This window comes from Enterococcus termitis (assembly GCF_001730305.1).
GTDB classification, from domain to species: domain Bacteria; phylum Bacillota; class Bacilli; order Lactobacillales; family Enterococcaceae; genus Enterococcus_L; species Enterococcus_L termitis.
Map to the genome: position 1 here is coordinate 316408 of NZ_MIJY01000034.1, position 22790 is coordinate 339197.

Consider the following 22790-nt stretch of genomic DNA (forward strand, 5'->3'; position numbering starts at 1 on the left):
TAATTGTGTTTGTTTTGAATAATTGAAAAAGCACCTCTGTGAAGAGATGCCTTAGAAATTCAATGCTATCCATAACGTTCTTTTAGCTCATTCATTTTATTATTAATAGTCTCAGCCAATGCTACCTTCTTAGGTCCATACGGCGTCTTCTCTTGTCTTTTTAGGAGTTGCCGAAGCTCTTTGTCAGTATAATATACAGTGACTTTATCGCCACATGACTGACAAACGGCATAGGTGTGTTGGATTCCACTGCCTAGATACTTAGTTCTGTATACTACAGGCGTGTATTCCCCACATTTGCCACATGTTACTAGTTTCTTAGACATTTATAGCTCCTCCTAATATTTTTGTATAAGCTCTCACAGGCAAGAATGGAATAAACTCTATGAGGGGGAGTTTTCACATCCTTATTTTAGTTTTTTTTGTTGTTAGCCTGTGAGTGCATAGTGAAACAGGTTCCCGCTGGCATGTTTAAAGGAGTTAAATTATGAAAATTGGAGTTTTCAGAAATGTTTTCGGGTTGCCCATTTATTTCACGCTATCATGATATATTTTAAATTCGGCGCTTTCAAGGCATGAAAATGGCATCCACTAAATCCTCTAAAGCGTCCACTCCGAAAAGGAATACCGAAAGTTCAGACGTAGCTTTCTTTTCGTCTCGACGAATTGTCGACTCGTCCACATTAAAAAGTTCAGCGATATCAACGTATTTCATTGTTTTTTGAAGAATGTATAGTTTTTCAAGAACCTTGCATCTCCTCTCAACACTTCCGCCTTTTTCTACACAATATGCTTTATATGATCCCCACACTGTGTCAAAATAATCTAGTAATTTTTTTGTTTTGGCTTTGTATTTCATCAATGCCCGCAGATTTAATTCCTCAGGCTCAAAAACAACATTTTCATATTCGTTTAAATCTTCTGTGATCTCTAAACAATGTTTTTTTAGAAAAATGTATTTTGTCAAAAGTAATTTAGTATTTCTTAAACGCCAATCTTTTTGTGTAACTTTCTTTGATTTTTTCTCTTGTCTTTTAATCTCAAGTACAATCTCTTTCGCTAAATCTTTTAACTGGTTCTTATTTATAATTTCTGACATAGTTTCACCTCCCGTATTTTCGCTTTAACGGCTGACATCAAAGATTCTTGACCCGCTTCTTTATTTTTCAGGGCTTCCATGACTTGCTCGTCTATTGTTCCTTTTGCTACAAGATGATGGACGATGACAGGCTGTTTTTGTCCCTGTCTATCAAGTCTTGCATTGGCTTGTTGATAATATTCTAGTGACCATGTAAGACCAAACCAAACGACGATATGCCCACCCCGCTGTAAATTTAAGCCGTGACCTGCAGATTGCGGATGGGCTAACAAAATAGGGATTTTACCTTCGTTCCATTTTTGAATATCCCCTGCTTTGACATCTAAAACTTTTGCTTGCTTAAACCGTTTCAGTATTCTCGCTAGATCATGCTTGTATTGATAAAAGACTAAAACTGGTTGTCCCTGAGAATCCTCTATGATTCGCTCAAGGGCTTCTAGCTTCTCTTGATGTATTTCCCTTGCGTCTTCGTTTTCGTCGTAAATACAACCGTTGGCAAGCTGTAACAGCTTGTTGGAAAGAGTAGCTGCATTACTTGCTACGACATCCGCTTCTGCTAACTCAAGGACATAATGCCTTTCCAGTTCTTTGTATTTCTGCTTACTCTCTTCTGACAACTGGATTTCGACGATATTGTCTGTTCTAGGTGGTAGCTTTAGATAATCTTTTGCTTTCATGCTGATGCAGATATCGCTAATTTTTGAATATATTTGTTCTTCAGCGCCTGGAACTAGCTGCCAACTGTAAACGATATGTCCGTTCTTTTGTGCTGGTACAAAATACCGATTGCGATATTCTGTGATCGTTTTTCCTAACCTTTCCCCTTGATCAAGGAGATAAATCTGTGCCCATAAATCCATCAAGCTGTTAGGGCTAGGTGTTCCAGTTAGTCCGATGACTTGGTTCATCAAGGGGCGCACTTTTCGTAGTGCTTTGAATCGTTTTGAACGGCTTGACTTAAAGCTTGATAACTCATCAATGATCACTGTTTTAAATGGCCATCTTCGCCCGAAGTGTTCAACAAGCCATACAACATTTTCACGGTTCACTAGATAAACATCTGCTTTTTTGCTTAACGCTGCTTTACGCTGTTTTTCACTCCCTAGAATCTTAGAAGTGGTGAGGTGCTGAAGATGATCCCATTTCTCTATCTCGTCAGTCCATGTCTTTTCTGCTACGCTTAAAGGGGCTATCACTAACACATTCTCAATAATTTCAAAGGCGGTCAATAATTCCACGATGGCAGTTAGGCTAGAAAGAGTTTTTCCAAGTCCCATATCTAAGAGTAACGCACAATAGGGGTGGTCTAGAATCCAGTCCTTTGAATAGCCTTGGTACTTGTGTAAAATAGCCCTCATTGCAACCAGCCCAATTCTTCAAACGTATTTATAAGCCAATCAGCCTCTTCTTTCGACCAACAATGCCAAACAGAATGATCTAAGTTTCTAAGCTTTTCAGCTATTTTCTCCTGTGACTTACTTACTACCCCGCCTTTAGGTCTTTTCATTTCTATGGCGGCCATTCTGCCTCTAGGGAAAAATACGAGTCTGTCAGGAACGCCTCTGATTCCAGGTGATTCCCATTTAGGGCACCAAGCTCCTTTTTCCTCAATTTTCTTTTTGAAGTATTTTTCTACATCCGATTCGAGTATCACCGTCTCACCTTCTCTAAAATATTTTTCTTACAAATTACAGGTTACTTTTTTTCTGAACTCTTTATATATATACGTAATATACATGTATATGTGTGTATCATATATATATTTATATACCCCCCTATATAAAGAGTTAGAGAAAAAGGTAACTTGGTAACTTTTATCTGAATTGACTTGATATGAAAGGTTTTCGAGGTTACTTTTCAGGTTACTTTTTAGGGATAAAGTTACCAAAAAAAGTAACCTTTTCCTTAAATCACTCATTTTGGTTACCAAGTTACTTTTTTCTCTAAACCTGAAAAATTCTTTAAGTTTGAAAAATTGGTAACTTGGTAACCTTTTTTCTTAGGTTACTTTTTTTTGGTAACCTAAAACGTACCGTTTCCTGTATCAACTCCGACCCAACATTTTACAGATTTCCCTGCAATCTTTACAGCCTTATTTTCAAAGCCTAGTTCTTCCATTCTAGTTTTGAACTTATTACGGGTCATTTGCTTATAGCCTGATCCTTTACAGTAAGTGACATAATCGCTATACGCTTCAGAAACGGGAGTCTTTTTGTCGGGGCCTGTCTCACATTCGTCTTGGATGAATAACGATAAGACATCATTCCCTTGAATCCATTGAAGAAGATGCTCGTCCATCTCTTTGGATAATGAGAATGCATTGCGTTCAAGTGCATTCCGTAATCCCTGCATTGCTTTGTTAAAAATGCCCGCCCCTTCTTGCTGCATTACCGCCAAAGGGTATTTCTTTTTCACTGCTGAAGTTAACTCTTTATCTATGCTTAAAATGATCACCCGCCGTCTTAGACCTCCTGTGAAATCCCGCATTGCAGGCAGCTCATTCATGGCAAAAGTCAGTTTTGCGTAGTTATAGAAGAAAATCGGGTCAAGGTTTTTCCTGTCTGCATAGATGGTATCTTCTCCCGTTAATTGCTTCAAAAGGGATCCGTCTGCTAAGTATTCGGGCTTTGCATCAGTGTCGAAATTTGCCGTTTTACTGTACAACCAAGCGGGTGCAAATCGTTCCGTCATCAAGCTTTTAAGGCTAACGGCTGAATAACTATCTGAGCCTAAGAGTTGCTTTAAAATATTGACCAGTGTTGATTTACCTGTGCCGCCTCGACCGTGTAAGAATAGAAGTTTTTGCAGCTTGTACTCTCTATAGAAGTTATAACCAAACCACTCATAAACAAAGTCTACATTTTCAGGACCAACTACATGCTGCAGATAACCATCAAAAACAGGACATTTAGCGGAGGCATCATATACGACAGGATGGCTATTTCTTGCGTATAGCTCTTTATCAAAACCTAGGGTGAAGCTGTTTTCTTTCAAATCATAAACGCCATTGGCTAAAACTAATTTATTGACGTTTGTTTCATTTAAGTCTTTTTCGACGAATACCAAATTCTTGATACTTGCAATACATTCATTGATATAGCGAATCTTTGATTCCTTCAAAAGCTTTCTATTAGTCAGATAGCTTTTTATAAATTCATCTGCCCCGCTGCGCCAAATGCCTTGTGCACTGTCATACCGCAAAAATTCCGACCCATTATAAAAGAACGGAATCTCTGAAGCGACCTCTTGGGCTAACAGATAGGTATTGATATCAGGCAAGCCTCTAGCGTCAAAGGTCAGCCAATTCGTTTCTATTGCTTCGTCGCTTACTTCTAAATCAACGCCGCTGAAATCATCCAGCGCATCGCCTAAGCGCTCCTTACGCATCTGAGAGATGATGGCTTCGTCTTCTTGCAGCCATTCGTTCATCGCTTGATAACTTTTCATCTTTTGTGGTGGCGTGCCCGCTTTGACATCTTCGTCCAGATCACCGTATAAATGAATACGAACCAAATCGAAAGCATTCACTAATTGATCACCTACAGGATCAGTACCATGGTGAGAATAGGCGAACTTATCATCATAGATCACTAGCCCACCTGAGGTGGAACCTCCTAAAAAAGTGTAGCGATCAGGGTGCATCGTGGGCCCATAAATTTCAGGAAGAAATTTCTCAATCGCTGCAACGATGTCATAGCTGCGACAAAACGCACCGACGACACCCTTCTTCTCTAATGGATCGCCCGCTTTTTTCGCTTGGCGCTCTCTTATTGAATGACCTCTGCTGGACTCAGGCCAAAAGCTGCTATCTTTCCAATCAACATATTCGGAAAGAATCTCATCAGGATCGACCCACGATAAATCTTGGTAATCAGTGAAGTATTCTCCGTCCAAGCTACGACTTGCCCAGTACATGAGGCGTTCGGGCTGATACGTTGTATCATCGAAATTATCCATGCCGAACATTTCCGCAAGCTTACGGGCTAAAGGCTCATATTCCTCAGCAGTTACAGGGCGACTAAGCGGAAAGATCAGTCTATATCTTGGTTTTTTACTTGTATGGCTGTGAGTCGTATAAATGGCAGCAGCGTGATCAAACAGAAGATTCACTGCCTCCCATAAATCCGCCGTAGTGCTGTCAGCGTCGAGAGTCACGAGGCTACGCATTTCTGCGTTGCCCCGCTTTCTCTTTCCTTCCTTCAGGAAACCGCCGACGAAGCCGCCAACGTCTTTTATATCATCACGGCGACTCTTTGGCATTGCCGCATAATCAGCCGCCGTCTCTTGTGTAATAGTAGGGGTCTGCAAACGTTGGAGGAACTCAGACCATTTCATCGTCCGATTTTTCCAACGTTTTTCTGTTTTTGTACTAGCAAGTGAGAGATTCAGTTCACCGTCAAAACTCACTTGCGGGGTTATTTCGTCTTTCGGACGTTGCATATAACCTACTTCCTTTCAATTATTCTAATTTTCCTGCCAACCGTCTTGAACCATTTTAGGCTTATACTCCTTGTCAGAATAGCCGTGTCCATCGCACAATTCACATTGCGATCTTTTGTACTCAATGCTATCTGGAACCCAACCCGAATCAGGCAATCCCCTAGGATATGGAACAACTACTTTTTTCTGATAGAATCCAGTGCCCTCACATTGCGGGCATTCATAGGGTCTTCCGAAATCTTCAAAAATTTCCCCCAAAGTGGCACTTGCTGAATAAAATTTGATCAATTTTTTAATTTCATAAGCTTTCACTTTCTAATACCTCCTATCTTTGAAACCATGTAATCTGATTCCAAGCTTCCTCAGGGACTAGACCAATATCTTGACCGTTATCCTTTGTGATTACACTGAAATCGTTCTCTTCTGCGATTTTGTTAATAGCACATTCTACTTCATCGTCAGACATCTCAGCTACTTTTTCGGGAGAATACCCGTCAACTTTAGCGAGATAAGTACGAGCATCTGCTACTTGCCCTGTACACCATAGATCAATCTTCTTTTTCATTCTGATGTCACCCCTTCACTTGGTTCATCGTCTTCAAACGATGCAGGCCATTTGTTGATCCCATCCAATAAGATTCCCACAGTGACCTCTGGACTAAGCTTATGCTTATGAGCTAGATACTCGATTAACATGCCGATGAAAATTATTTCAGTTGCGTCATCCATGTCACCTGATTTTTCAATTTTGTCCATTCCTTGGCGGTTAAACAGACGAAACTCACCTAGTATTTTTTTATCTTCCTCAACAAGTTGGGCATAAATCGCAGAAGCTTTTTCTTTTCCCGCTCTCAACCGTCTTTGTATTGTTCCAACCGTGAAATCATCGCCTTGGCCTACTTCCTCAAAATCTTTCTTTAACTTACGCATAGAGTTCAACTCAACAGTGTTGTACAGTTTATTCATTTCTCTTCCTCCAAGTAGTCTTTTATTTCTTCTAGCCATTCAATAATCGCATTAACACTAGAAAGCCCGCCTTCTGTTTTAGGGAAATAAAAAGCGAATAAAGGCTCTGATTTGTCCATAGTCAAACGCTCTACTTGCTCCTCAGGTGTAGCTTTTGAAAAAGGCTCTTGATCCGCTTTAGTATCAATGATGATTAGCGAATAATCGACCTTACTTTCACAGATAAGCGGTAAAAGATTACCTTTCCCTGTTTTTACATATTTTCCCGAACTTCTGACTTCAGAATGGTAATGATCAGAAGCCTTTTTTAATTCGTTTTTATATTCCTGCTTCATTGCTCTTCCTCACTTTCTGGAACGACATTGCCTTTTACTATATGAGCCACAGCAAAGGCCCTCTTACGATCAGTAAACAGAATCGCACCAGAATCATGTTTATCTGAATTGCCTGTCCAACCACTAGAAAAACCTTGGCTGATGCTTAAACTTGTCAAATAACCTTTTTCGCTCTTTACCAACCAATAGCATTCTTTAACCACAGTGAAATTATCTGAATAAACTGCTTCGATAGCTAAGTCTATATTTTCATATAGCCATTTTCCTAATTTAGAATTATAAGGAATTCTGTCATCCGCTACGTCATTAAAACCAAACCCGAACCCCTGGCGACAAAGTAGATACAGCGCACACCTTCTTGCTGATTTTTGAGGATACCTCTTTTTGATTTGAGAATACCAGTCTTTAAATTCTTGAGGCACCTCAATCGGTTTAGGCAGCGATGATTTAAGCTCATCCATATCTGATAAAACTGCTCTAATCAAAATACTTCTATCTGTGGCTTCTCCTTTTGAGTGCCTAGCTAAACAGTCACGCCATTCATTTATTTTTTCATCGATTATTTTTTCCATATACTTTGTCCTCCTTTAATCTTTCATATAATATTCTGTTTCAAAGCCTTCAGCGTTGAGAGGTAATCCCTCAGCCCAATCAGGTTGAACTGTCAAAAGTTCATTCATCGCTTCTATTGACCCTTGACCATACGGAAGTTCAGCTACTGCCTCATCATGTACATGAAAAACGATGGGGTAGTTATTTTTATCTAATCGAACCATTGCTTCAGCTAAAACATCTCTCGCTGTTGCCTGTACAATGTTCTCGACCAATTTGCCGCCATACGTCTGTAATTTCTGAAAAGCTACCTTGTCCCCTTGACCTTCGTAAAAGATGGCGGGACCATAATTCCCTTCTTCTAAATGCGCTTTTGCATAAGATAAGCGTCGACCACTAGGTAACTGAATAAAGAGAAAGCCGCCTTTCTTGAAGAACCTCAGCCCTTTTGGTCCTTTCTTTACCTCACCTTCAGACAGGCACTGGATAACAGCCCTCTGAGTGTTGTACCAGAAGTTCACTATTTTCTTATTGGCTTCACGCCAACGCTGCACGATATCAGGCAACTCTTCCTCACTGATCCCTTGTTCTAGTGCGCCCATTGCTGTGAGTGCGCCTGCTGCCCCCTGATAGCCCAGGGCTAGAGTAGCCACTTTCCCACGTTGTCTCATTTCTTTACCGTCATTTGATTTCCAATCGTAGTCCTCAACTGCCCCAAGATGAAACATCTGTGCCGCTGTCGCTTCATAGATTTTCCCATGAGTGCGGAATACATCGAGAACCCATTCTTGACCTGCATACCAAGCGATGACACGGGCTTCAATCGCAGAGAAGTCAGAAACGATGAAACGATTTCCTTCTTTAGCAATCAATCCTGTACGGATTAACTGCTTCAAGGTATCAGGTACACTGTCATAAAATACTTCTATCGCCTCACGCTCTTGCTGCTTCACAAGTTGACGGGCATAATCTAAATCTGATAAATAGTTTCTAGGTAAATTTTGAACCTGTAACAAGCGCCCTGCCCATCTGCCTGTTCGAGTAGCACCATAAAATTGAAGCAAACCGTGAATCCGATTATCTGAACAAGTGGCGTTATCCATCATGATATATTTTTTTGTACTGCTGTTAGAGAGCTTCAGACGTAGCTGTAGTGCTTCTTTCACTTGCACGGGTAAATCTTCATTCTGAAGAGCAGCGACTACTAAATCCTTTCCCAGCGATTCAAAAGGAGCACCCTGTTCAGCTAACCACTCTTTAAACTGTTTCAAGCTATTTGGATTTTCCAGCCCTGTGATCTCTTTTAAGCGATCCATGTTCTCTGCAGCAACTTCTTCCATTAAATAAATAGCTGATTCTGCAAGAGTTTTGTCAACTTCAGTCCCTCGATCATTTATGTGCTGATCAAGGGCGTACAACTCCCACTCTTGATCAAATACAGGGAATCGCTGAAGTTTATCTGCGATCGCCATTTCAGTGCGCACATCTTGAATACAGTAGTCGATGAAAAGCTGCCACTTTTCAGGATCATGTTCAGGCAGATTCCTCGTTCTATACCCGTTTGCTTTTGTTGGCTTACAAGGTTTAGAAAAGAAATTGATCAACTGCGTTCCTTTGTTGTCTTTTTTCTCTGTCACATTGATGTATTTCGCACATTGACCTAAACTCATAGGAAGCCCAAGCTGACAAGCATGCACCATTGTACAGTGCCATTGGCTAGGGTCAAGCATCTCTTGAAACGTCCATTTCGGATTGAAGAGAGAACTTTTTTCAAAGAGGTACTTACTCAAACAAACACGTTCAAACTGTGCGTTGTAAGCAATTTTTACAGTGTAAGAATTTGACAAAGCGTTTAGAATTTCAGTAGGAATTTTCTCGCCTTGTGCCAAATCAACACATTTTCTTTCGCCACCATTCACCGAATAGGCGAACAGTAATATCTCAAAATTTGGGGAATCAACGTATCTATATACGCCGTATTTAATATCTACATCAGAATAAGTCTCTATATCAATATTTAAAGTATTAATGACTAATCACCAACTTTCTTGGTATAATATAATTATCATATGATGATTGGAGGCTAATTAATTTTGAAAGTAAAAGTTCCTGTATATTACAATTCCAGCACCACAGCAAGCGAAGCCACTTTTGATTTGCCTAACAAATGCCCTCATTGTGGAGAAACTATTTTCCCCAGAGCTTATAAAGGAGTTTCCGAGCAAAGCTACGGAGAAGACAAGAAAACCGTCGCTATAAGTGCTCAATGCTCGAATGATTCTTGTAAAAAATATTTCATTGCTGCTTACAACTACAATAGCTACACGGAGATTAGCGAATATATACCTTACTCGTATCGTCCCCCTATCAAAGTCGAATTACCAGAAAATATAGAAAAGGTCTCTCCTAATTTTGTAGAAATATACTCACAAGCCACTACCGCTGAATCTGAAAAATTGAATCAGATAGCAGGAGTAGGATATAGAAAAGCCTTAGAGTTCTTAGTTAAGGACTATGCAATCAGATATAATCCAGATGAAACAGAGAAAATAAAAACAATGCTTCTAGGTCCTGTTATCAAACAATATTTATCTGATTTTAAAAAACTACAAACTTTAGCAACTGCAGCGACATGGATTGGAAATGATGAAACTCACTATGTTCGCCGACATGAAGATAAGGATATCAAGAGCATGAAAAGGTTCATAAGAGCAGCTGCTCAGTATATTGCTGCTGAATACGACACTGAAGATGCAACCGATTTTACAGAAGAGAGAGCCTAAAAGGGCTCTCTTTTTCCATTCACTTTTTACCCGAAAATGCTGTCTGTGTCGTCCTCATCATCGTCCCAATCTAAATCACCGAAGTCAGACTCAGCATTTGCACGACCTCCGAGAAAGTCACCTTTACACGTAGTCAAAATATTATTTAATCCTGCAGAAACACCCTTGTTTCCTGCTGTATTGAAAGCGTAGAAGTTCATTGACACGACTGCATAAACACCTGAGTAAACATCATCGGCACTGTCAGTTTTTACTAGAATGCCTTCTTCTCTCTTAACTACTTGGGGTTTAGTTTTTGATGAAACATTGATAAACATCATCCCTTTTAATTCAGGAAATTCTTCTTCTGTGTCAAATTCTTCGTCAGCGTCTCGTAAAGTGACTTTCAAATTCTTAGGTTTTACGCCTTTTAACTTGTCATTTTTCCCAGCTTCATAAGCAGCTTCAATCGCTTTTTTAATAGCACCTAGTGTTTCTTTATCATCTTTTGGGATTAAAACCATCGTCGAGTATTTAGGTTCTTGTCCTTCAAAAGCATGTGGTTCCAATACATGCACAAAACTCAATCTCACTTTATTTGTAATTACTTTCGTTCCTGTTAATTTAGCCATAATTATTTTCCTCTTTTCGTTTTATTGTAGTAAGTCATCTAATGACAACGGATCGTCATCAGTTGCTGTTTTGTTTAAATGTTTATCAATGTCTTGTAGCAGTTGATTCTTTACCTTTTCTATTTGTTCCAGATAACTTTTAGCGCCTAAACGTTGCGCTCGATCGATAAGCAAATCTCGCCTTACAATGGAATGAAGTGCTTTCTGAATATCAGTGTAATACCCTTGAAACTTGTAATTGTCAGTGCTTCTCTGTAATTCTAAAACGACGTTCATGTCGTTGAAGTCAAGAATTCGGTAACCCGTCCCTTGAAACAAAATCTTTTTGTCAGCCATCTTCATTCACTCCCTCAAAATCTTCGTTAGCAGAATCAAGGCTAGACAGTTCAGGGCGTTTATCCGTCTCGACCACTAGCACAGGGGCACCTTCAGGCTTCACGATATATGGACCAACTAAGGCAGAAAGGTTTTTCTTGCCAACTAGCTTTTCTAAATCCGTTAAAGATCGCAAACTTTCAGGCTTCATGATTTGTTCTTCTGTGTAACCCTCTGCGTCTAGCAGCAGAGTAACTGCATCAGTGTCAGTAATTTTCCGATTGCTTCGCCCTTCAACTAACTTCCAACCTGGGATATGCAAGCCATGATCTCGAACTTTTTCAAGGCTAGAGTCCTTAATGTCTTTCAACCAGTTTTCAATTTCTTTTGCCCGTCCTAAAATGTCTGCAATATCCTCAGGGGTTAATTCGTTCGGATCAGCAAATTCATACTGAACAATTTCTAAATTTTTATCAGCACGAGCTTTACAAATCGCTTTAGCCTTACACCATTGACAAGTATCTTCAGAAGGAAAGAACTCGCCTTTCCCTTCTTCCGCCATCTGAGCTCTCGGCCTAACGTAATCATTTGCCCATTGCAGCAGATCAGGAACAGATATTTCAAAGGTAGAAATATCTCCTAAGCGGGGTTGAACAATAGTCATTCTTACCGTTTCAAAGTCATAGATCATATCATAGGCGGCATAAGCTCCTAACCCGTAAAGCATAATCTGCGGATTATTTTCAGCAGACACTGGGATTCCTTTTCCATATTTCAGGTCTATCACTTCAATCAATTTATCGCTTGTGATCACTACGTCAGAAGTCCCAAATCCCCCAGGCACCCACTCACTGAAATCGACTTTCACTTCTAGCTCAATCACTGGATTTTCTAAGGCGTGATAATGTTCTAAAACAACGGCGACATACTCGTCTGTGTAATCATCCATAGCAGCATTGTAGTAATCGCTGTGCTTTTCCTTAAATCGGGCAAATCTTTTGTTGTAAATGGTTTTAGTCATTTTTCCTGTTTCATACTTCAGCTTTAGCTCTGACAAGCTATGAGCGACTGTCCCTTCCTCTGCGTACACAGAAGATTTATCAGAAAACCCTTCTTCCATCCGTACTGAAGGAGGACAGCCCAGCCACCGCTTAGCACCTGAGGCGCTAAGTTTGGCATGTATTTCTGGACTAGCCATTCTCCTGCACCGCCTCTATTACTGAATCGGTAACGTTGAAAATCCGTTTGAAATTCTCTTTGAAGTGCATTGATGGTACTGGAGTAGTGGCTTTTTCAATACAAACGATAGTCCCAACGGGTAACTGCAGACGTTCAGCCAATTCTTCACGGCTCATTTTATTCTCACGCCGAATTTTCATATAAGCGTTCATGAGATCACCCTTCCATTAAATTTTTCAGGTCAGTCATAAAGGCTGAATAATGTTCTTCTTTCAAGCCACTGATTTTGTCAGCATTGAACCGTCCTAGCGCTGTTTTTACTGCAGAAAGTTTTCCTGCTTTTTGAGCTTCCTGCATCATTTTGATAACATCGTCTTTTGTTGCATCAGGGAATTTACCATCTGTAGCCGATACACTGTTTTCTACGTCTTCATCACCAGTTAGCGATGTTTCTGTGTCTGAGGTCGAGTCCGTAGAGGCTTCTGACTCTGTTGTATTCTCCGACTTTTTTGCCACTTCTTTTTGCTGCTTAATCCCTGCATCATATTCCTTTTTGGATATAGGGGTGCAAATTGGGAAGTCTGCATCTTGTGGGATTTCCTCACCTTTTTTGTACATCACATAGCTATCACTTTCAGCGTGATAGAAATAGCTGTTCTTTGTAAAAACTTCAGGTTTAGATTCTGTAGCTTTCTCCGATTCTTTGAATACCGCAACCTTTGAAGGTTCTGCGATTTGAACCTGCCTAGTGTCGTCCAGCCCTTCTGATAAAGTTTGTAAAGCGTGTTTGTACTCACTTGCCGATGTTGCTTCAATTGAAATAGTAATTAACATTCTTTTTCCTCCTAAATTATGCTACAATGTAGCTGTCTAAATATTTATTTAATGGCTTGTATCGTTTGCAGACGATGCAGGCTCTTGTTTTATTAATTTGTACTTTTCGATAACTTTGATGTAAGGCTCTCTTACAAATACAGATTCCCCACTAGTTAATGTCAGGACTGTTGCAGACCGTTTATCTGCAGGTAGTTCGGCAATCTCTACTATTCGACCGGCTAAAATTGATCTCTTATAGCCCCCCGCTGTTGTCAATTCAATCATTTGAAATTCCTCCCTTTCCATTTCCTCTTTGTTCAAAAAACATCTGTCTAAAAATCGCCATAAGGACTGCTTTTACAATAGAGTTACCAGCTTGCTTATATAGCTGACTATTACTGCATACTTTTTGAGCTTTATAAAAATCCTCGTCATTAAAATCCATTAAACGCCAACATTCAAGAGGGGTTAACTTACGGATGCGATAATTTTGATTGATAACGTAATTATCTTTTAGTACCCCTGTTAAAGTATTTGAAGCTTCACCTCTGTTTATTTCTAAGTGTTGCTCATATTTTCCTGACTCGGAAGGACGCCCTCGACTTGCCCCTATCGCCGGTAAAATGACTTTAGGCTGTCTATTTCCACCTTGCATTGTGTTCAAGGTAGGACTAACACCTTCGGCGTCATAAACTCGCCCCGCTTGAGGATTTCCTCCAAACGAATCGGTTTGAAACAATTGTCCAACTTGCACTAATCTAGGTTCTTTATACTCCCTTGCCGTGATAGTTGGAGAATAGACGTCATAGCCCCTAACATAGCCATCCATGCCAAGCATAGATTTGTCTTGCATCACAGCTTCGGGGTTGTTTGATTTCTTGAGTAAATTTTCTGCAGCTTCATCGCTGATGTAAAATTTTTCTTCGACTTCCTTCTCAAGAACATCTTTCAATCTTCTGTTTGATGGTTCGTGTGATGGAAAGATAAACTCCTCATGTGGGCCTAATACGCTGATCATAAAAACTCTTTCCCGATTTTGGGGTACCCCATAATCTTTGGCGTTTAAAATTTTCCAGTAATTCGTATACCCTTGATTCTCAAGCCAATTACACCATCTGTTAAAATTCAGTTGATGCTTCTTTCCAACTAAGGGCTTTACATTCTCTAAAAGTAAGAACTTTGGTTTCTTAACCTCTATAATCTTTTTACATTCCCATAAAAGTCCGCTTCTTGTCCCGCTACCCTCATCAAAACCTTCACCTTTTCCAGAAATTGATATATCTTGACAGGGAAAGCTGTAAGTGAAGAAATCATGATCAGGGATAGTATCTGATGTAAATTCCATAATAGATCCAAGATTATTCGTATTGATAAAAGAGTTGTAAATGTCTTGTTTTTTCTGATTTGGTAATCGTTTTATTTGTTCCAATGTCATTGGCTTTTTACCGTCACTTGAGATTTTAAGCTTAAAAAGATATTCAACGATTTCATTAATCTCAATATCTTTTGCATAATCAATCGGATTATCCGTATGAATCGCGTTGTAGGATAGTGTAGCGTGATAATCCCAATCGGATGTTGCTACAACTTCATAGTCAATGCCTAAATCCCTGAGGGCCATTGCTTGAGAACCAACACCAGAGAAGGCTTCAAAAACTTTTAGAGTCATTAGAGTCCCACTCCTTATTTTGTTCATGGTGCCGATGTTTGGTTCTAGCTTTGAACATTTCTTTCACATGGAAGAAACCTACAGTCAAATAGATACCGATAATAATAAACAGAAAATTTGTTGGAATTTTATTTGATAGAAATATCCCGAATAGAAAATAAGTTAAAGCCAAGAAATAATTCTTCAATTTGATTCTACTGAACGTTAGATTTTTCATTTTTTTCTTCCTTCCATAAAAGTGATAAATTACCTACTACCCACAAAATAATTAGAAACAAAATACCTTGTACCTTTTCGCCTACTGAAAAGCAGATAATGGATTGGCTTAATAAAATTAGTATTGCGAGTAGTTTCACGATATCTCACCTTCTAGCTTTAATAAGAAATCTTTAGCTGATACTTTTCGAGTTCGGTATCGGTTTTCTTCCTTCCATTTTAGAAACAGAATGAAAAGTGCTAGATTTATCCATGTGACACTGTGAGTCGGTTTTAGAACACCTTCTTTAAACTCAGGTATTTCTTCCATTTCTTTCTGATAGGTATTGAGTGTTGATTTCGATAAACCATTAAAACGTTTCATGAGCTCATCCCTGCGATCCCATTCAGCTTGTACCTCTTTCCCTTCTATCTGTTTTAGAAGCTCTTCTACAGTTGGTTTCTTCATCTCTTTCACTCCTTTCAAATAGCTTTTACACACATTAGAGCTTTTTAATTTGTAATAAATTAGCATTTGCGCTATTATACCAATAAGAACTAACGTTCGCATTGGATGCTTAATAAATCTTTGATTTGCTGCTTTCTTTCCAAGGAATTTCTATTTCCATTCAATAAGTCCTGTAAATAAGAAACAGTGATTCCCATTTGCCTAGCAAGTTCTCGCTGGCTCCAACCTTTTTCAACTAAGGCAATTTTTACAGTCTTTTTAAAGCTTGACATCATCACACCTCCTATATTTTTAGAATATAGTACAAAATCCCATTGACACATGAGGTAATATATTCTATTATGTAAGCATAGGAAATACAGCACACACTTATTGCGCACTTATTGCTTTGTCTTGGCGGACTAGAGTATTATTTATGCACCCTATGTATGCTGTACTATTATTGCTTACAAAACGAGTATAAGGTATTATTTTACCTTTGTCAACAATTAATTAGAATATTTTACCTCGTTTTGTATTTTTAGGAGGATAAAACGTGTCGTTATACAGTAAAATACAGGAGTTAGCTGCTCAAAAAAAAATCTCTATAGCTGAGCTAGAAAGAAATCTAAATTTCCCGAACGGGAGTGTGAGAAAATTTGATAAGCACCCACCAGGCATAAAAAAACTCGAAGAAGTCGCTGATTATTTCAACGTTTCTACTGATTTTTTATTAGGCAGAGAAAGTGAGAAAACCCCTTCGTGGGCAACCGAAAAAGATATTCTAGAACTAGATAAAATGTTGAGCTCAAACGTGAACATGAGTTATGGAGGTGAAAATTTGACTGAAGAAGAAAAGCAAAGAGTCAAGGATGTACTGACGGGCATTTTCTGGGAGAAACTAGAGAAACAAAAGAAAACACAAAAATGAGGGTGACGTGATTGCAGATATCTAAAATGATGGATGATTTAAAAATTAAATACGGTACTATGAATCCATTTATTCTGTCTGAACACATGAATATCGAAATTAAGTATGTAAACTTTTTAAAAAATCCTAGAGGTCAATACACAACTATACTAGGTGACCAAGTGATCCTACTAAGTAATTCAATTCAAGATACAAATGAGGAGTATTTTGTTTGTGCCCATGAACTCGGTCACGCTCTGCTGCACACAGACACATCAGGATATTACTCTTTGAATAACTCGACGAAAAATAAATCAGAATACGAAGCGAGCAGGTTTGCTACTAAACTTATCTATGAACTTTATAAGGAGGAACACGATTTTGAACTCTGTAAGGTCGATCTGCTTTCAAAAGAATATGGACTTCCTGAAACATTCTATTTTATCTTAGAACAAATAAGCTAGCTAGTACTCAGAATACTTACCAGCTTAAAAACCTTTCAACTTTGTAAAAAATATCATAAAAGCGAGGAACTAATGTAAATGAATAATTTTGAAGCGAAATTTGGATTTTTACCAAAGAAAAAAGTTATCTTAAAAGGAGACAGCATAAGCATAGGAAAAAACGAGTTTGCTCTCGATGACATACAATGTATATATTATAGACCTTTCAATTTTTCTAAAAATGAGTGGGGCTCAGTATACTTTAGTTTTGATGGTGAAAAACCTGAACAAGAAAATTTATTTGCTAAAAATGTTTTTAATTTTACTAACGGGCAAACTTCAGCTGTTAATGAACTATTAGCTCTTCTTGATATAAAAGTAATAAACACAAGAGGAGATTTCAAAAGCCAAGAAAAAGGTGAAGACCTAGAACTTCAACAACGACAATTAGATGAAAAACGTGAAAGAACTCAGGCGAAAATCGCTGCAATGCGAGATAAAAAAGAGATGTCAAAAAAAATAATATGTCCTAACTGTCAAAGTACAGACGTTTCATTCATGGGAAATGATAGAAAGAGCTTCTCAGTAGGCAAAGCTGCTGCAGGAACTATCTTAACGGGAGGAGTCGGAGCTTTAGCAGGTTTCACTGGAAAAAAAGGAAAAAATCAATGGTTTTGCAAGAATTGCAACCAAGTATTCGAAACAAAAAAATAAAAAAGATTAGCCTTAGGGCTTTTCTTTTTAAGAAAGGAGCAATTCATAATGTGGGTTGAAGAGTTAGACAATGGAAAGTTTAAATACTTTGAACGTTATACAGAGCCTTATTCCGAAAAAGTAAAAAGGGTCAGTGTGACATTGGAGTCAGACTCTGGGCGGGCAAAAAATAAAGCAGTAAAAATACTTGCGGACAGAATCGATGAAAAGCTTAAAAACTATAATCGATCGGACATGAGATTCGATGAACTTTATAAAGAATGGTTCATTTATTATAAGATGCATGTTAAAAGAACGAGTTGGACTAAAGTCCCTAAGATGATGAAACATATCAATAAAGTGATTCCAGGTGATACATTGATAAGGAACATTGATGAAGAACTTATCCAAAAAATAGTTGAAGAAATGTATACCTTTGGAACCCTGTCTCTTAACTATACCAAGCAGACAAAAACCACTCTATCTGTCATGTTGAATTATGCACAACAAAAAAAATATATCTCTAACAATCCCGCTTTACTGGTAAAGATACAACCTAAAAAGAGTGAGGAAGAAAAACGAAGAAAGCAGATGGATGAAAAATATCTGGATCAAAAAGAAGTGAAAGTAATCCTTGATCATGTGAGAAAAAGAAACAGTCGTTCGCTTCATGCCTATATTGCTGAATTTCTTTATCTAACGGGGTTAAGATATGGAGAGCTTCAAGCACTACAAATTAAAAACTATGACGGCGAATCAATCCGAGTTAATGGAACGCTGGATTATTCATTTCTAAAAATGGCGGAAGCTGTAAAGACAGCGCCAAAGAACGTTTATTCTAACCGTATTGTCGAATTGTCAGATCGAGCAAAAGAGATACTAAACCAAGTTATCGCTGACAATACTTTCAGACAAGGAGAACAGGCACCCGACAATTATATTTTTACATCAAACAGGGGAACTCCCCTATCTCTCCACAGTTTCAATGCTATTCTTCATAAGGTAGAGGAGGAATTGTCTTTCGAGAAAAAATTGTCCTCGCATATTTTCCGTCACAGTCATGTATCACTTTTATCTGAACTTAATGTACCGCTAAAGGCAATCATGGAGCGTGTAGGACACTCTGACGCAAATACAACGCTATCAATATATAACCATGTTACGAAAAAAGCTAAGAAACAGGTCATAAACAAACTCAACTCTCTATAATTTTTTTAGATTTTTATGCCCCCTTCTTGCCCCTTAGCTAAATAAACATCTATAAAAAATAAAAAGAACCTCGATTTCTCAAGGTTCTTAAAGGGATGTTACATCATACCACCCATACCCATTGATGGATCCATTGGTGGCATAGCTGGAGCTGCTGGTTCTGGTTTGTCTGCAACAACCGCTTCAGTTGTTAACAATAATGCAGCAACAGAGGCAGCATTTTGTAGTGCTGAACGTGTAACTTTTGTAGGATCAACGATTCCTGCTTCAACCATATTGACCCATTCGCCGTTTGCAGCATTAAAGCCAATACCAAGTTCAACGTTTTTCAACTTATCAACAACGACTGAGCCTTCATAGCCTGCGTTTTCAGCAATTTGACGAATTGGTTCTTCTAATGCACGTACAACGATTTTCACACCAGTAGCTACATCGCCTTCAGCTTCTACTGCTGTTACTTTATTAATCACATTGACTAAGGCCGTTCCTCCACCAGAAACCATGCCTTCTTCAACCGCTGCACGAGTAGCATTTAACGCATCTTCTATACGAAGTTTTAATTCTTTTAGTTCTGTTTCAGTTGCAGCACCAACTTTGACAACGGCAACCCCGCCAGCTAATTTCGCTAAACGTTCCTGTAGTTTTTCGCGGTCAAAATCAGAAGTTGTTTCTGAAATTTGATTTTTGATCAATTGAACACGTGCATCGATACCTGCTTTTTCGCCTGCACCTTCAACAATTGTTGTATTATCTTTGTCAACAACGACTTTGCTTGCATTTCCAAGATTTTCGATTGTTGTATCTTTTAGTTCAAGTCCTAGATCATCTGTAATTACTGTTCCGCCAGTTAAAACAGCGATGTCTTCAAGCATTGCTTTACGACGATCACCAAAACCAGGCGCTTTTACCGCAACCACGTTGAATGTTCCACGGATTTTATTTAACACTAATGTTGGTAAAGCTTCTCCATCAACATCATCAGCAATGATCAATAATGGACGGCTTTGTTGTAAGATTTGTTCTAACAACGGTAAAATATCTTGGATGTTAGAGATTTTTTTATCTGTGATCAAGATATATGGATTTTCTAAAGAGGCTTCCATTTTATCATTATCAGTGACCATATATTGAGATAGGTAGCCGCGGTCAAACTGCATTCCTTCAACGACATCTAATTCTGTTTCAATCCCTTTTGATTCTTCGATCGTAATAACACCATCATTGCCGACTTTTTCCATTGCATCCGCAATCAATTGGCCAACACGGTCAGAGCCAGAAGAAACTGCTGCTACTTGAGCAATCGCTTCTTTTGAATCAACGACTGTTGAAATGCTGTGTAATTCTTCAACAGCTGTCTTCGTTGCTAATTCGATCCCACGGCGAATTCCTAATGGATTTGCACCTGCAGTTACGTTTTTCAAGCCTTCACGAACAATTGCTTGTGTTAAGACTGTCGCAGTTGTTGTTCCGTCCCCTGCGATATCATTTGTTTTTGAAGCAACTTCCGAAACTAATTTAGCACCCATATTTTCAAAGTGATCTTCTAATTCGATTTCTTTAGCAATCGTTACACCATCGTTTGTGATCAATGGTGAACCAAAAGATTTTTCTAAAACTACGTTACGACCTTTAGGGCCTAATGTTACTTTTACTGTATCCGCTAAAATATCTACCCCACGAAGCATAGCTGCTCGTGCATCTTCTGCAAATTTAATTTCTTTTGCCATGATTTCTTCACCTCAAAATTAGTTTTGTATTTAAAATGTTTTCACTCTTTTTTACTCAACGATTGCAATAATGTCTTTTGCAGAAACGATCAAATAGTCGTTGCCTTCGTATTTGACTTCTGTTCCGGCGTATTTTTCGAACATTACAACATCGCCTTCTTTAACGTCAGTAGGAACTTTTGTACCGTTATCTAACACACGACCTTCACCTACTGCGATAACTTTTCCAGTTTGTGGTTTTTCTTTGGCAGCAGAAGCTAAAACGATGCCTCCGACAGTCTTTTCTTCTTCTTGTGCGACTTCAATGATGACGCGATCGCCTAATGGTTTTAACACAATAAATCCCTCCATACAAAATTGATTTTCATTTTTAGCACTCTTATACATCGAGTGCTAACTTACACTTTTTATAATACTCATTTCGCTATCATTTTGCAAGTCTTTTGGCTAATTTAATAAAATAATTATTACGTCTTTTCTATTGCCCTTCTTTTAATAGTAGAATAGAGCGTTTTGCTCGTTTTTCCACTCTGATTCATTTCATGGTAAACTATACTTACAAAGGGAGGCGATTTAGATGAAACAACGAATTATAAGTGCTTTATTGGCAACTGGACTTTACCTGATTATTGCAAACATTGGCAATTTCTTTTTTGGTGTCAATCGACGCTTTGACTGGACGACCACTTTATGGGAGGCTGCGTTTTTCTTCGTATTTATCTTTCTTTTGTTAGGCTATCGCAGAAACAATCGAAAATGAGCTTCTTTCATTCTTTCTGATACTGCATAAAGATTGTGGTATACTTTTTACATGACTATCGAAAGGAGTTCCAACTTTTTATGCTGACAAATTTATCAATCAAAAAAGTAAGTCTTGCAACGGTTTTATTATACTTGCTGGTCTTTTTCTCTCCATATGCATTTCAGCCTTTTTCACCAAATCTAGTGATCCTAGGAACCACAGTGACGTACATCCTCGGTGCTGCTGGTATGATTTGGCTATATATGAAAAATAAAAAAAGTGCCGCAACGATTACGGAACGCGAAGCAAAATTAACCTCTCCCGTTTTTATTTTTTTATTAGGAATCAGTGGAATTTTTCTGGCAATGATCATTCAAGCAGTCGTCTTTAGTATTGAAACTGCCATTACTGGAGAACAACCAAGCTCTCAAAATACTCAAAATATTATTGCTATTATTTTAGCGAATCCACTTTTTATATTGGCAACAACAATTGGCGGTCCTATTATGGAAGAGTTTGTTTTTCGTCGTTCGATGATTGGCACAATCGAAACATATTCAGGTTTTTGGCTCGCTGCGGTCATAAGTTCTGCTTTATTTTCTGTGATCCATCAAGATGGTCATTTCTTCGTTTACTTTTTCATGGGTCTTTTCTTTGCTATTTTGTATAAAATGACCGGAAAAATCTGGACATCGATCCTTGCACATTGCGGAATGAATACACTGGTGGTGATTGCTCAACTAATTTTACATTATGCAAATATTGAATTGCCACAATAGTATAAAAAAAGCCTATGGTTAAACATGCTGCGCATGTCTAGCCATAGGCCTATTTTTTTATTCGCTTTTTTCTTCTTCCAATTCTGTATCGATCAATTCACTATCATGGTGCAAGAAGTAAATCAATGTCTGTAACTCATTCGTTAAATCAACATTTTGAATCAATACATCTGATGGAGCTACCAAACGAGCCGCAGTAAAGTTCAAGATACCTTTGACTCCAGCATCTGCTAACTGATTGACCACTTCCTGTGCTTTTCGAGCTGGTAAGGTCAAAATAGCAACTTCGATTTGCTGTACGCGAATCTGTTCCATCATATCACTCATCGGATAGACAGGAATCCCATCCACAATTCTACCAACGATGTTTTCATTCACATCGAATGCACAGCTTACGCGAATGCTGTTGCTTTGATGGAATTTATACTTAAGTAATGCACTACCTAAGTTCCCCACCCCGATCAGGGCGACATTTGTTAATTCATCATCATTCAATGTCTTAGCGAAGAAATTCATTAAGTTCTCCACATCATAGCCATAACCACGTTTGCCCAACTCACCGAAATAAGAAAAATCACGTCGGATCGTTGCACTATCAACTTGAACAGCTTCACTCAACTCTGTTGAAGAAACTTTATTTTTTCCTGCATCATGCAGAATTCTCAAATAACGATAATATAGGGGAAGGCGTCTTGCCGTTGCTTTTGGAATAATTTGGTCTTTCACAATGGTACCTCCAATACTCTAAATATAGACAAATATCCATCTCTCATAATAGCAGTTTTTCTCATCAAAAAGCAATCTTACCGCTCACAAAAAAAGATTTTTTTCAAATTATTCTAATTTCCTAAAATGATTTTTCCTTTGTGTCGGCAGTAT

General features: G+C 38.5%; 31 protein-coding genes. 7 read left to right on the forward strand and 24 right to left on the reverse strand.

Features of this window, described 5'->3' with window-relative positions:
- Positions 1-65: 65 nt before the first annotated feature.
- From BCR25_RS13865 to BCR25_RS13915, 11 genes are all read right to left on the reverse strand, one after another.
- Complete coding sequence (locus BCR25_RS13865) at positions 66-326, reverse strand: hypothetical protein (protein ID WP_069664176.1); 261 nt, start codon at positions 324-326, stop codon at positions 66-68.
- A gap of 242 nt (positions 327-568) precedes the next feature.
- Positions 569-1099: a hypothetical protein gene (locus BCR25_RS13870; protein ID WP_069664177.1), complete on the reverse strand. Its 531-nt coding sequence runs from the start codon at positions 1097-1099 to the stop codon at positions 569-571.
- The gene (locus BCR25_RS13875; protein ID WP_069664178.1) at positions 1084-2457 is read right to left on the reverse strand and encodes an SNF2-related protein; all 1374 of its coding nucleotides are present in this window, start codon (positions 2455-2457) and stop codon (positions 1084-1086) included. Before BCR25_RS13875 ends, BCR25_RS13870 begins: the two co-directional genes overlap by 16 nt.
- Positions 2454-2753 (reverse strand): PDDEXK family nuclease, encoded by a 300-nt coding sequence (locus BCR25_RS13880; protein ID WP_245792269.1) that lies wholly within the window; start codon positions 2751-2753, stop codon positions 2454-2456. The genes BCR25_RS13875 and BCR25_RS13880 overlap by 4 nt, the downstream gene beginning before the upstream one ends.
- A 368-nt stretch (positions 2754-3121) precedes the next feature.
- Positions 3122-5539, reverse strand: a complete 2418-nt coding sequence (locus BCR25_RS13885; protein ID WP_069664179.1) for a DNA primase family protein — start codon at positions 5537-5539, stop codon at positions 3122-3124.
- A 24-nt stretch (positions 5540-5563) separates the two neighbouring features.
- A complete protein-coding gene (locus BCR25_RS13890; RefSeq protein WP_069664180.1) occupies positions 5564-5851 on the reverse strand; it encodes a hypothetical protein in 288 nt (95 codons plus the stop codon).
- 13 nt (positions 5852-5864) lie between these two features.
- Positions 5865-6104, reverse strand: coding sequence for a hypothetical protein (locus BCR25_RS13895; RefSeq protein WP_069664181.1), 240 nt, complete (start codon positions 6102-6104; stop codon positions 5865-5867).
- Positions 6101-6505, reverse strand: coding sequence for a hypothetical protein (locus BCR25_RS13900; RefSeq protein WP_069664182.1), 405 nt, complete (start codon positions 6503-6505; stop codon positions 6101-6103). Before BCR25_RS13900 ends, BCR25_RS13895 begins: the two co-directional genes overlap by 4 nt.
- Positions 6502-6840 (reverse strand): hypothetical protein, encoded by a 339-nt coding sequence (locus BCR25_RS13905; RefSeq protein ID WP_069664183.1) that lies wholly within the window; start codon positions 6838-6840, stop codon positions 6502-6504. The genes BCR25_RS13900 and BCR25_RS13905 overlap by 4 nt, the downstream gene beginning before the upstream one ends.
- The gene (locus BCR25_RS13910; protein ID WP_069664184.1) at positions 6837-7412 is read right to left on the reverse strand and encodes a hypothetical protein; all 576 of its coding nucleotides are present in this window, start codon (positions 7410-7412) and stop codon (positions 6837-6839) included. Before BCR25_RS13910 ends, BCR25_RS13905 begins: the two co-directional genes overlap by 4 nt.
- A 15-nt stretch (positions 7413-7427) precedes the next feature.
- Positions 7428-9422, reverse strand: coding sequence for a DNA polymerase (locus BCR25_RS13915; RefSeq protein ID WP_069664185.1), 1995 nt, complete (start codon positions 9420-9422; stop codon positions 7428-7430).
- Positions 9423-9485: 63 nt separating this feature from the next.
- Here BCR25_RS13915 and BCR25_RS13920 point away from each other — a divergent pair, with 63 nt between their 5' ends.
- Positions 9486-10175: a DUF4145 domain-containing protein gene (locus tag BCR25_RS13920; protein ID WP_245792271.1), complete on the forward strand. Its 690-nt coding sequence runs from the start codon at positions 9486-9488 to the stop codon at positions 10173-10175.
- 26 nt (positions 10176-10201) lie between these two features.
- Here BCR25_RS13920 and BCR25_RS13925 read toward each other — a convergent pair whose 3' ends face one another.
- The 10 genes from BCR25_RS13925 to BCR25_RS13970 form a co-directional block, all read right to left on the reverse strand.
- A complete protein-coding gene (locus BCR25_RS13925; RefSeq protein WP_069664187.1) occupies positions 10202-10786 on the reverse strand; it encodes a DUF2815 family protein in 585 nt (194 codons plus the stop codon).
- Between the two features lie 21 nt (positions 10787-10807).
- Positions 10808-11128 (reverse strand): hypothetical protein, encoded by a 321-nt coding sequence (locus tag BCR25_RS13930; protein WP_139124587.1) that lies wholly within the window; start codon positions 11126-11128, stop codon positions 10808-10810.
- Positions 11115-12299 (reverse strand): DUF2800 domain-containing protein, encoded by a 1185-nt coding sequence (locus BCR25_RS13935; RefSeq protein ID WP_069664189.1) that lies wholly within the window; start codon positions 12297-12299, stop codon positions 11115-11117. The genes BCR25_RS13930 and BCR25_RS13935 overlap by 14 nt, the downstream gene beginning before the upstream one ends.
- Complete coding sequence (locus tag BCR25_RS13940; protein WP_069664190.1) at positions 12292-12492, reverse strand: helix-turn-helix domain-containing protein; 201 nt, start codon at positions 12490-12492, stop codon at positions 12292-12294. Before BCR25_RS13940 ends, BCR25_RS13935 begins: the two co-directional genes overlap by 8 nt.
- A gap of 4 nt (positions 12493-12496) precedes the next feature.
- Positions 12497-13114 (reverse strand): hypothetical protein, encoded by a 618-nt coding sequence (locus BCR25_RS13945; RefSeq protein ID WP_069664191.1) that lies wholly within the window; start codon positions 13112-13114, stop codon positions 12497-12499.
- A 48-nt stretch (positions 13115-13162) separates the two neighbouring features.
- Positions 13163-13381, reverse strand: coding sequence for a flagellar FlbD family protein (locus tag BCR25_RS13950; RefSeq protein ID WP_069664192.1), 219 nt, complete (start codon positions 13379-13381; stop codon positions 13163-13165).
- The gene (gene dcm / locus BCR25_RS13955) at positions 13374-14765 is read right to left on the reverse strand and encodes a DNA (cytosine-5-)-methyltransferase (RefSeq protein ID WP_069664193.1); all 1392 of its coding nucleotides are present in this window, start codon (positions 14763-14765) and stop codon (positions 13374-13376) included. Before dcm ends, BCR25_RS13950 begins: the two co-directional genes overlap by 8 nt.
- Positions 14746-14982, reverse strand: coding sequence for a hypothetical protein (locus BCR25_RS20430; protein ID WP_069664194.1), 237 nt, complete (start codon positions 14980-14982; stop codon positions 14746-14748). The genes dcm and BCR25_RS20430 overlap by 20 nt, the downstream gene beginning before the upstream one ends.
- 135 nt (positions 14983-15117) lie before the next feature.
- A complete protein-coding gene (locus BCR25_RS13965) occupies positions 15118-15429 on the reverse strand; it encodes a hypothetical protein (RefSeq protein ID WP_069664195.1) in 312 nt (103 codons plus the stop codon).
- An 89-nt stretch (positions 15430-15518) separates the two neighbouring features.
- On the reverse strand, positions 15519-15701 hold the full coding sequence (locus BCR25_RS13970; protein ID WP_069664196.1) for a helix-turn-helix domain-containing protein: 183 nt from the start codon (positions 15699-15701) through the stop codon (positions 15519-15521).
- Positions 15702-15964: 263 nt separating this feature from the next.
- Between BCR25_RS13970 and BCR25_RS13975 the strand changes: the two genes are divergently transcribed.
- The 4 genes from BCR25_RS13975 (at position 15965) to BCR25_RS13990 (ending at position 18663) form a co-directional block, all read left to right on the forward strand.
- Positions 15965-16339, forward strand: a complete 375-nt coding sequence (locus tag BCR25_RS13975) for a helix-turn-helix transcriptional regulator (protein ID WP_069664197.1) — start codon at positions 15965-15967, stop codon at positions 16337-16339.
- A gap of 11 nt (positions 16340-16350) precedes the next feature.
- Complete coding sequence (locus BCR25_RS13980) at positions 16351-16782, forward strand: ImmA/IrrE family metallo-endopeptidase (protein WP_083242691.1); 432 nt, start codon at positions 16351-16353, stop codon at positions 16780-16782.
- Between the two features lie 78 nt (positions 16783-16860).
- Positions 16861-17475 (forward strand): hypothetical protein, encoded by a 615-nt coding sequence (locus tag BCR25_RS20735; RefSeq protein WP_245792273.1) that lies wholly within the window; start codon positions 16861-16863, stop codon positions 17473-17475.
- A 48-nt stretch (positions 17476-17523) separates the two neighbouring features.
- Positions 17524-18663 carry a tyrosine-type recombinase/integrase gene (locus tag BCR25_RS13990; RefSeq protein ID WP_069664198.1) on the forward strand — a complete coding sequence of 380 codons (1140 nt, stop codon included), beginning with the start codon at positions 17524-17526 and terminating at the stop codon, positions 18661-18663.
- 98 nt (positions 18664-18761) lie between these two features.
- Here BCR25_RS13990 and groL read toward each other — a convergent pair whose 3' ends face one another.
- Both groL and groES read right to left on the reverse strand, forming a co-directional pair.
- Entirely contained in the window at positions 18762-20390 is a 1629-nt protein-coding gene (gene groL / locus BCR25_RS13995) for a chaperonin GroEL (RefSeq protein WP_069664199.1), read from the reverse strand.
- 51 nt (positions 20391-20441) lie between these two features.
- Positions 20442-20726, reverse strand: coding sequence for a co-chaperone GroES (gene groES, locus BCR25_RS14000; protein WP_069664200.1), 285 nt, complete (start codon positions 20724-20726; stop codon positions 20442-20444).
- Positions 20727-20967: 241 nt separating this feature from the next.
- Between groES and BCR25_RS14005 the strand changes: the two genes are divergently transcribed.
- Together BCR25_RS14005 and BCR25_RS14010 are read left to right on the forward strand one after the other, a co-directional pair.
- Positions 20968-21150, forward strand: a complete 183-nt coding sequence (locus BCR25_RS14005) for a hypothetical protein (RefSeq protein WP_069664201.1) — start codon at positions 20968-20970, stop codon at positions 21148-21150.
- Between the two features lie 80 nt (positions 21151-21230).
- Complete coding sequence (locus BCR25_RS14010) at positions 21231-21911, forward strand: CPBP family intramembrane glutamic endopeptidase (RefSeq protein ID WP_069664202.1); 681 nt, start codon at positions 21231-21233, stop codon at positions 21909-21911.
- 57 nt (positions 21912-21968) lie between these two features.
- On the opposite strand, the gene BCR25_RS14015 is transcribed toward BCR25_RS14010, so the two are convergent.
- Positions 21969-22637, reverse strand: a complete 669-nt coding sequence (locus BCR25_RS14015) for a redox-sensing transcriptional repressor Rex (RefSeq protein WP_069664203.1) — start codon at positions 22635-22637, stop codon at positions 21969-21971.
- Positions 22638-22790 lie beyond the last annotated feature (153 nt).

What these genes read in the sequence shown, in the direction of transcription:
- BCR25_RS20430 (WP_069664194.1), bottom strand. Translation starts at nt 14,982, where the DNA reads ATGAAAAATCTAACGTTCAGTAGAATCAAATTGAAGAATTATTTCTTG.
- dcm (WP_069664193.1), bottom strand. Translation starts at nt 14,765, where the DNA reads ATGACTCTAAAAGTTTTTGAAGCCTTCTCTGGTGTTGGTTCTCAAGCA.
- BCR25_RS13970 (WP_069664196.1), bottom strand. Translation starts at nt 15,701, where the DNA reads ATGTCAAGCTTTAAAAAGACTGTAAAAATTGCCTTAGTTGAAAAAGGT.
- BCR25_RS13965 (WP_069664195.1), bottom strand. Translation starts at nt 15,429, where the DNA reads ATGAAGAAACCAACTGTAGAAGAGCTTCTAAAACAGATAGAAGGGAAA.
- BCR25_RS20735 (WP_245792273.1), top strand. Translation starts at nt 16,861, where the DNA reads ATGAATAATTTTGAAGCGAAATTTGGATTTTTACCAAAGAAAAAAGTT.
- BCR25_RS13885 (WP_069664179.1), bottom strand. Translation starts at nt 5,539, where the DNA reads ATGCAACGTCCGAAAGACGAAATAACCCCGCAAGTGAGTTTTGACGGT.
- BCR25_RS14005 (WP_069664201.1), top strand. Translation starts at nt 20,968, where the DNA reads ATGAAACAACGAATTATAAGTGCTTTATTGGCAACTGGACTTTACCTG.
- BCR25_RS13945 (WP_069664191.1), bottom strand. Translation starts at nt 13,114, where the DNA reads ATGTTAATTACTATTTCAATTGAAGCAACATCGGCAAGTGAGTACAAA.
- BCR25_RS13895 (WP_069664181.1), bottom strand. Translation starts at nt 6,104, where the DNA reads ATGAAAAAGAAGATTGATCTATGGTGTACAGGGCAAGTAGCAGATGCT.
- BCR25_RS13950 (WP_069664192.1), bottom strand. Translation starts at nt 13,381, where the DNA reads ATGATTGAATTGACAACAGCGGGGGGCTATAAGAGATCAATTTTAGCC.
- BCR25_RS13865 (WP_069664176.1), bottom strand. Translation starts at nt 326, where the DNA reads ATGTCTAAGAAACTAGTAACATGTGGCAAATGTGGGGAATACACGCCT.
- BCR25_RS13940 (WP_069664190.1), bottom strand. Translation starts at nt 12,492, where the DNA reads ATGAACGCTTATATGAAAATTCGGCGTGAGAATAAAATGAGCCGTGAA.
- BCR25_RS13990 (WP_069664198.1), top strand. Translation starts at nt 17,524, where the DNA reads ATGTGGGTTGAAGAGTTAGACAATGGAAAGTTTAAATACTTTGAACGT.
- BCR25_RS13905 (WP_069664183.1), bottom strand. Translation starts at nt 6,840, where the DNA reads ATGAAGCAGGAATATAAAAACGAATTAAAAAAGGCTTCTGATCATTAC.
- BCR25_RS13910 (WP_069664184.1), bottom strand. Translation starts at nt 7,412, where the DNA reads ATGGAAAAAATAATCGATGAAAAAATAAATGAATGGCGTGACTGTTTA.
- groL (WP_069664199.1), bottom strand. Translation starts at nt 20,390, where the DNA reads ATGGCAAAAGAAATTAAATTTGCAGAAGATGCACGAGCAGCTATGCTT.
- BCR25_RS13930 (WP_139124587.1), bottom strand. Translation starts at nt 11,128, where the DNA reads ATGAAGATGGCTGACAAAAAGATTTTGTTTCAAGGGACGGGTTACCGA.
- BCR25_RS13900 (WP_069664182.1), bottom strand. Translation starts at nt 6,505, where the DNA reads ATGAATAAACTGTACAACACTGTTGAGTTGAACTCTATGCGTAAGTTA.
- BCR25_RS13925 (WP_069664187.1), bottom strand. Translation starts at nt 10,786, where the DNA reads ATGGCTAAATTAACAGGAACGAAAGTAATTACAAATAAAGTGAGATTG.
- BCR25_RS14010 (WP_069664202.1), top strand. Translation starts at nt 21,231, where the DNA reads ATGCTGACAAATTTATCAATCAAAAAAGTAAGTCTTGCAACGGTTTTA.
- BCR25_RS13870 (WP_069664177.1), bottom strand. Translation starts at nt 1,099, where the DNA reads ATGTCAGAAATTATAAATAAGAACCAGTTAAAAGATTTAGCGAAAGAG.
- BCR25_RS13935 (WP_069664189.1), bottom strand. Translation starts at nt 12,299, where the DNA reads ATGGCTAGTCCAGAAATACATGCCAAACTTAGCGCCTCAGGTGCTAAG.
- BCR25_RS13875 (WP_069664178.1), bottom strand. Translation starts at nt 2,457, where the DNA reads ATGAGGGCTATTTTACACAAGTACCAAGGCTATTCAAAGGACTGGATT.